We start from the raw sequence: 6,000 nt of genomic DNA, 5'->3' as shown, positions 1-6,000 counted from the left end.
GACCCAAAACAGGTTCAAAGGAAGGTCCTTTCCTTTGTGTGCCTATCATAACATACCCCCCCCCGGTGTCAAGACCCAATTTCAAAATTTCCCATTTTTTCTTTATTTTCTTTAGTTTGTGTACTCTAACTTTGGGGCAGGGGACTTGGAGGCAAAGAAAAAGCGCCCTGCGAAAGCGGGGCGCTCGTTTGGGTTTGGTTTTTGCGCTTGGTCACTCGTTGCAGGCCAGCACGTCGTGGTAGAACTGGTTCATCTCCTCCTCGGTGGAGAAGTTGGCCACATACATCTGGTTGCCCATGGCGTCGGCCAGGGCATCGGGGATGCGGCCTACCATCCGCATATTGTCCTGATACTTCTGCATGATCTGCTCATGGCTGTAATGGAAGGGCTTGCCGTCCCGGCGGCCGGCGTAAGCGCAGAAATAGTGCTCGCCCACCGGCATATCGGTGCCCCCAAAGGCTACCATATCGGCCCAGATCTTGTAGACGTTGGTGGAGCGGGCAAAGTTGATCATATCAGGGGTGAAGCCGCCGCAGGGGCGCATATTCACCTCCAGGGCCACGATCTTGCCCTTTTCGCCCATGCTGGGCTGGTCCTCGGTCATCCGGAAGAACTCAAAGTGGACGAACCGGCTCTTGACCCCGAAACTCTTGACGGCGGCGCGGCCGGCGGCGCGGGTGTCGTCGGGCAGGTCCTTGACGATGTAGTAAATGGAGTTGTCGTTGTTGTTGACGATGTCCATGATGGACATGGGAGTCACGTTGCCCGCCTCAAAGATGGGGTTGCCGTGGGCGTCGATGATGGCGTCGTAGCTGTTCACCTCGGCGTGGACGAACTCCTCCATGATGTAGGGGGCAAAGGGATGGGCCACATACTTGTAGGCCAGGAAATCCCGCAGCTCCTGGTCCGAGGACAGCTTGTAGGTATCCGAAGCGCCCACGCCGTTGTCCGGCTTGACCACCACCGGATAGCCCACCTGGTCGATGAACTTGCGGCAGCCGTCGAAGTTGTCCACCATGTGGTAGCGTGCGGTGGTGATGCCCGCCTTCTGGTAGTATGCCTTCATCTTGCTCTTGTACTTGATGCGGGGCATATCCTCCAGGTGGAAGCCGGTGTTGATGTTGAAGTCGGTGCGCAGCCGGGCGTCCTGCTCCAGCCAGTACTCATTGTTGGATTCCAGCCAGTCGATCTTGCCGTATTTGAAGGCAAAGAAGGCCACCGCCCGGTATACCTCGTCGTAGTTCTCCAGGCTGTCCACCTTGTAGTATTCCTGCAGGCTGTCCTTCAGCTCGTCCATCAGCTCGTCGTAGGGCTGGTCGCCGATGCCCAGCACGTTCATGCCGTTGTTTTTCAGCTCATGGCAGAACTGCCAGTAGTTGGTGGGAAAGTTCGGGGAGATGAAGATGAAGTTTTTCATACAGATTCCTCCTTGTGTATGCCCCGCTCAGCCCAGCAGATAGGGCATATAATAAATGACCTGCTTATACCACCAGGGCCAGTCGTGGCAGACGTCGTGCCCCCACAGATCCACCCAGACGGGGATCCCTTTCTGCTCCAGGATCTCTTTCAGCCGCCAGGTGGTGGCGGGCATTTCCCAGTCGCCCTGGCCGCAGCAGATCACCGCTTTCTTGGCCCGGTAGTAGTCCATGAAGGGGTGATCGGTGGGGAAGTTGGCCATATAATCCACCGGCGAATTGCGGTAGACCACATCGTCCATATAATCCCCGAAGCCATAGCTGGCGGTATAGATGCCGCTGAGGGCCAGGCACCCGTCGAACAGGTCGGGGTGGCGCAGATAGAGGTTGACCGCATGGGTGGCCCCCAGGCTGCATCCAAAGGGGATGATGCCGGGCAGGCTGTCCCAGCCGTTCTTTTCGCAGGCGATGTGCTGCAGCATGGGGCCCGCCTGCCCCACGATGTAGTCCAGCCACTGCTCGTAGCGGCGGATCCGCCAGTAGGGGTCGCCCCCCTTGTCCGACCAGCTCTCGGCGTCCATGGTGTCGATGGACAGCACCATCACCTGGCCCGACTCGATCCAGGGCGCCAGGGTGCCGGCCATGTGGTAATTCTCAAAATCGAAAAAGCGTCCGTCCTGGCAGGGGATAAAGAGCATGGGCCGGCCTTTGTGGCCGTACAGCTTGCACTCCATCTCCCGGCCCAAAGCCGGGCTGTATTCCTTGAAATATTGGGTCTCCATTGCAGCCTCCTTACAGCTCCAGATCGTAGAACAGGGTCTCCATCACAAAGGGCAGCTGCCGCTCCCAGCTGGCCTCGCTGTGGGTGCCTCCCGGCACGATGCGCATGGTCAGATGGACCCCGCGCGCCATCACCTTGGCCCCGAAGGCCCCAAAATCCCGGCGCATCCCGTTGTGGCTGCCCATCTCCCGGGAGCCGTAGTCCATATACAGCACGGTCCCCGGCTGCAGGGCGGCCCGGGCCACCAGGGCCTTCAGCTTTTCGGGGGCCACCCAGATGGACGGGGACAAAGCCGCCGCCCGGCCATAGATGTGGTTGTAGCGGAACAGGGCGTACAGGCTCATCAGGCCGCCCATCGAGCTGCCCGCGATGAAGGTGTGCTCCCGGTCGGGCAGGGTGCGGCAGTTCTGGTCCACCCAGGGCTTGAACTCCCGGATGAACCACTCCATGGTGTCATCCCCGTGGCCGTCAAAGTGGCCCCAACGGTCGTCGTCAAAGCGGTAGGGCGAGTATTCGTCCAGCCGCTCGTTGTTGCGGCCGGTGTTGCACTCCAGGGCCGCCACGATCAGGGGCACCTGGTTGTCATCCAGAAACCGCTCCATCCCCCAGCTTTTGCCGTAGGTGGCGTCCTCGTCCCAAAAGACGTTCTGCCCGTCGAACATATACAGCACCGGATAGCGGCGGCCGGGCTCCTCCTCATACCCCACAGGCAGGTAAAGATATGCGTCCCGCTCCTCCTGTCCTCCCACCGCAGGATAGGGGACGCTCCATTTTCTGACCATAGTCCAGCTCCCTCCCGGCCCGGCCCAAAGGCCGGTCCGCTTCTGTTAGTTTATCACAGTAAAGCAAAGAAGTAAAGACCTTTGCCACCAAAAAACTCCCGCCTTTGTGCGGGGCGGGAGTCAGGATGGCTGTGCAGAGGCTCAATAGACCTTTTTGACCGGGACGATCCAGCCCTTGGTGTCGGGCAGGCGGCCCCACTGCATACCGGTCATGGTGTCATACAGTTTCTGGGTGACGGGGCCGATCTTGCCGTCGCCGATGTAGGCGTGCTCGCCCTTCCACACCAGCTCCTTGACGGGGCTGACCACGGCGGCGGTGCCGGTGCCAAAGACTTCCTCCAGCTTGCCGTCCCGGGCGGCCTGCATCACGTCGGCGATGGCCAGCTTGCCCTCGATCACCTCATAGCCCCAGTCCTTCAGCAGCTCGATGCAGCTGCGGCGGGTGACGCCGGGCAGGACGGTGCCGACGGTGGCGGCGGTATAGACCTTGCCGTCGATCTTGAACATGATGTTCATGCTGCCGACTTCTTCCACATACTTCTTTTCCACGCCGTCCAGCCAGAGAACCTGGGCGTAGCCCTGCTCCTCGGCCAGTTCGCCGGCCTTGATGGAAGCCGCGTAGTTGCCGCCGCACTTGGTGAAGCCGGTCAGGCCGGGAGCGGCGCGGATGTAGTCATCCTCCACATAGATGCGCACCGGGTCGATGCCCTCGGCGTAATAAGCGCCCGAGGGGGAGCAGATGATGCAGAAGGTGTAGTGGCGGGAAGCATGGACCCCCAGACCCACGTCGGTGGCAAAGGCAAAGGGACGGATGTACAGCGAAGCGCCAAAGGTGTGGGGCACCCAGTCGCGGTCCACGTCCACGATGGCCTCCACGGCCTGGATATAATCCTCCTCCGGGATGGCGGGGATGCACAGGCGGTCGGCGGAATCCTGCATCCGCTTGGCGTTGCAGTCGGGGCGGAACAGCTGCACGGTGCCGTCGGCGGTGCGGTAGGCCTTCATGCCCTCAAAGATCTCCTGGGCATAGTGCAGCACGGTGGTGGCGGGGTCCAGCTGGAAGGGGCCGTAGGGCACGATGCGCGCATCATGCCAGCCCTGGCCGGCGGTGTAATCCATGACGAACATATGGTCGGTAAAGATCTTGCCGAAGCCCAGCTTTGACTCATCCTCAGGCTTTGCCTTGGGGGTGGAAGTTCGGGTGATTTTGATATCCAACATGATACTCCCTCTTTCTGCAAGTCGGGAAAGCCGCAAAGGCCCACCGGCCTTCGCTTTCGCCGAAGGTTTATTCCAATTATAATTGCAAGTACAAATTTTACAAGAGGGGCGGCAAATATTTTCATCTTTTCATAATGTAAGTTGCGGCGAATTGTGCTATAATAAAAGTGAGATCTGCCGCCCGGATACGGCCGCGGCAGGCGGAAAACGACCACGACCATGAGGGCATCTCCTGGAGTTTGCCCCGCAAGAGGATCTATGATACAAGGTGTTCTTTTTGATATGGACGGCCTGATGTTCGACACCGAGCCGCTGTGGGGCCAGTCCTGGGAACCGGCCCTGGCGGCCCACGGGCTGTCCTATAAACCCGGCCTGGCCGAAGCCTGCCGGGGGGCCGGCAGCTCGGTGAACCGCCAGCGCCTGCTGGACTGGTACGGCCCCGACTGCCCCGCCGACGCGGTGATAAGCGATATGCACAACATCGCAGAAGCCAAATTTGCCGCGCCGGTGCCCAAAAAGCCGGGCCTCGACCCGCTTTTGGCCTGGCTGTCCGAGCAGCGCATCCCGATGGCGGTGGTGTCCTCCAGCCGGGAGGCGGTGGTCCGCCGCAACCTGGACAACTGGGCGCTGGGCCCGTATTTTTCCGCCCTGGTGGCAGGGGACAAGGTGACCCGGCCCAAGCCCGATCCCCAGCCCTTCCTGCTGGGGGCGCAGATGCTGGGCCTCGAGCCCGGCCGGTGCCTGGTGCTGGAGGACAGCTACAACGGCGTCCGGGCGGGGGCGGCAGGGGGGTTCGTCACCATCATGGTGCCCGACCTGATGCCCCCCACCCCCGAGATCCGGGCTCTGTGCACCGCAGTCTGTCCCAGCCTGCACCAGGTCCTGGAACTGCTGCGGGCAGGGGAGGTGTGACCGGTGCAGCCGATACGAGCCGCCTTTTTTGACATCGACGGCACCTTGCTCCACTTCGAAAGCCATCGGGCCGCTCCCTCCACCCTGCGGGCGCTGGAGCAGATGCGGGCGGCGGGGATGCTGCTGTTCATCGCCAGCGGCCGCGCGCCCCTCATGCTGGACGCCCTCCGCGACGCCCTTGCTTTCCGCTTTGACGGCTATGTGCTGACCAACGGCCAGTGCTGCACCGACGCGGACCTGGTGCCCTTTTACAATCAGGCCCTGCCCGCCGCATCCATCCCCCTTTTGCTGGACTGGCTGGAGCGCCATCCCGAGGTGGTGTGCACCTTCTTTGAGGAGGCCAGCTTTTACGACAACCGCCGCTCGGCCCAGGTGGACGCCGTCTGTGCCGCCCACCGGCTCAAGCCGCCCCGGCATCCCATCCAGGACCCCGTCCGGGCCCTGACCCATCCCACATACCAGCTGAACGCCTACATGCCCCCCGAAATGGACGCCCCCTTTGCGGCGGCGGTCCCTGGGGTCAAAGCGGTGCGGTGGAATCCGGTCTTTGCGGACATCATCCCCGCCGACGGGGGCAAAGCCGAGGGTATGGCCCGGATGCTGGCCCGTTTCGGGCTGCGGATGGATCAGTGCATCGCCTTTGGGGACGGCGGCAACGACATGGGGATGCTCCGGGCCGCCGGCATCGGCGTGGCCATGGGCAATGCGGCTCCCGCCGTCCAGGCCGCCGCCGACTATGTCACCGCCCCGGTGGAAGAAGGCGGCATCTGGCAGGCCGCCGTCCATTTCGGGCTGATCCCAGGGTGATGCAGTCACGGACAAAGGGGCCGGCGGTGGGGTATACTGTTGTCACAAGGCGGGCAGAAAGCCCCCTGCAAACCAAAACATA

At 61.9% G+C, this 6,000-nt stretch carries 6 protein-coding genes; 2 read left to right on the top strand and 4 right to left on the bottom strand.

The features are described from left to right. Nucleotides 1–211: 211 nt before the first annotated feature. From B5G12_RS12170 to B5G12_RS12155, 4 genes are all read right to left on the bottom strand, one after another. A complete protein-coding gene (locus B5G12_RS12170; protein WP_087231128.1) occupies nt 212–1,417 on the bottom strand; it encodes an ATP-grasp domain-containing protein in 1,206 nt (401 codons plus the stop codon). A 27-nt stretch (nt 1,418–1,444) separates the two neighbouring features. After that, nucleotides 1,445–2,197 carry an esterase family protein gene (locus B5G12_RS12165; RefSeq protein WP_087325092.1) on the bottom strand — a complete coding sequence of 251 codons (753 nt, stop codon included), beginning with the start codon at nt 2,195–2,197 and terminating at the stop codon, nt 1,445–1,447. Between the two features lie 10 nt (nt 2,198–2,207). Then, nucleotides 2,208–2,978, bottom strand: coding sequence for an alpha/beta hydrolase (locus B5G12_RS12160; protein ID WP_087325091.1), 771 nt, complete (start codon nt 2,976–2,978; stop codon nt 2,208–2,210). A 141-nt stretch (nt 2,979–3,119) separates the two neighbouring features. Then, nucleotides 3,120–4,199, bottom strand: a complete 1,080-nt coding sequence (locus B5G12_RS12155; protein WP_087325090.1) for a branched-chain amino acid aminotransferase — start codon at nt 4,197–4,199, stop codon at nt 3,120–3,122. Nucleotides 4,200–4,457: 258 nt separating this feature from the next. Between B5G12_RS12155 and B5G12_RS12150 the strand changes: the two genes are divergently transcribed. Both B5G12_RS12150 and B5G12_RS12145 read left to right on the top strand, forming a co-directional pair. Beyond that, nucleotides 4,458–5,111 carry an HAD family hydrolase gene (locus B5G12_RS12150; RefSeq protein ID WP_087325089.1) on the top strand — a complete coding sequence of 218 codons (654 nt, stop codon included), beginning with the start codon at nt 4,458–4,460 and terminating at the stop codon, nt 5,109–5,111. Nucleotides 5,112–5,114: 3 nt separating this feature from the next. Next, the gene (locus tag B5G12_RS12145; protein ID WP_087231143.1) at nt 5,115–5,918 is read left to right on the top strand and encodes a Cof-type HAD-IIB family hydrolase; all 804 of its coding nucleotides are present in this window, start codon (nt 5,115–5,117) and stop codon (nt 5,916–5,918) included. The last annotated feature ends 82 nt before the right edge of the window (nt 5,919–6,000 follow it).

Source organism: Faecalibacterium sp. An58 (assembly GCF_002161515.1).
GTDB lineage: Bacteria > Bacillota > Clostridia > Oscillospirales > Ruminococcaceae > Faecalibacterium > Faecalibacterium avium.
The sequence above is the reverse complement of the archived record's forward strand: the minus strand, read 5'-3'. Positions and strand labels throughout refer to the sequence as shown.

Coding starts and splice junctions, on each gene's coding strand:
- B5G12_RS12160 (WP_087325091.1), bottom strand. CDS start 2,978: ATGGTCAGAAAATGGAGCGTCCCCTATCCTGCGGTGGGAGGACAGGAG.
- B5G12_RS12165 (WP_087325092.1), bottom strand. CDS start 2,197: ATGGAGACCCAATATTTCAAGGAATACAGCCCGGCTTTGGGCCGGGAG.
- B5G12_RS12155 (WP_087325090.1), bottom strand. CDS start 4,199: ATGTTGGATATCAAAATCACCCGAACTTCCACCCCCAAGGCAAAGCCT.
- B5G12_RS12170 (WP_087231128.1), bottom strand. CDS start 1,417: ATGAAAAACTTCATCTTCATCTCCCCGAACTTTCCCACCAACTACTGG.
- B5G12_RS12150 (WP_087325089.1), top strand. CDS start 4,458: ATGATACAAGGTGTTCTTTTTGATATGGACGGCCTGATGTTCGACACC.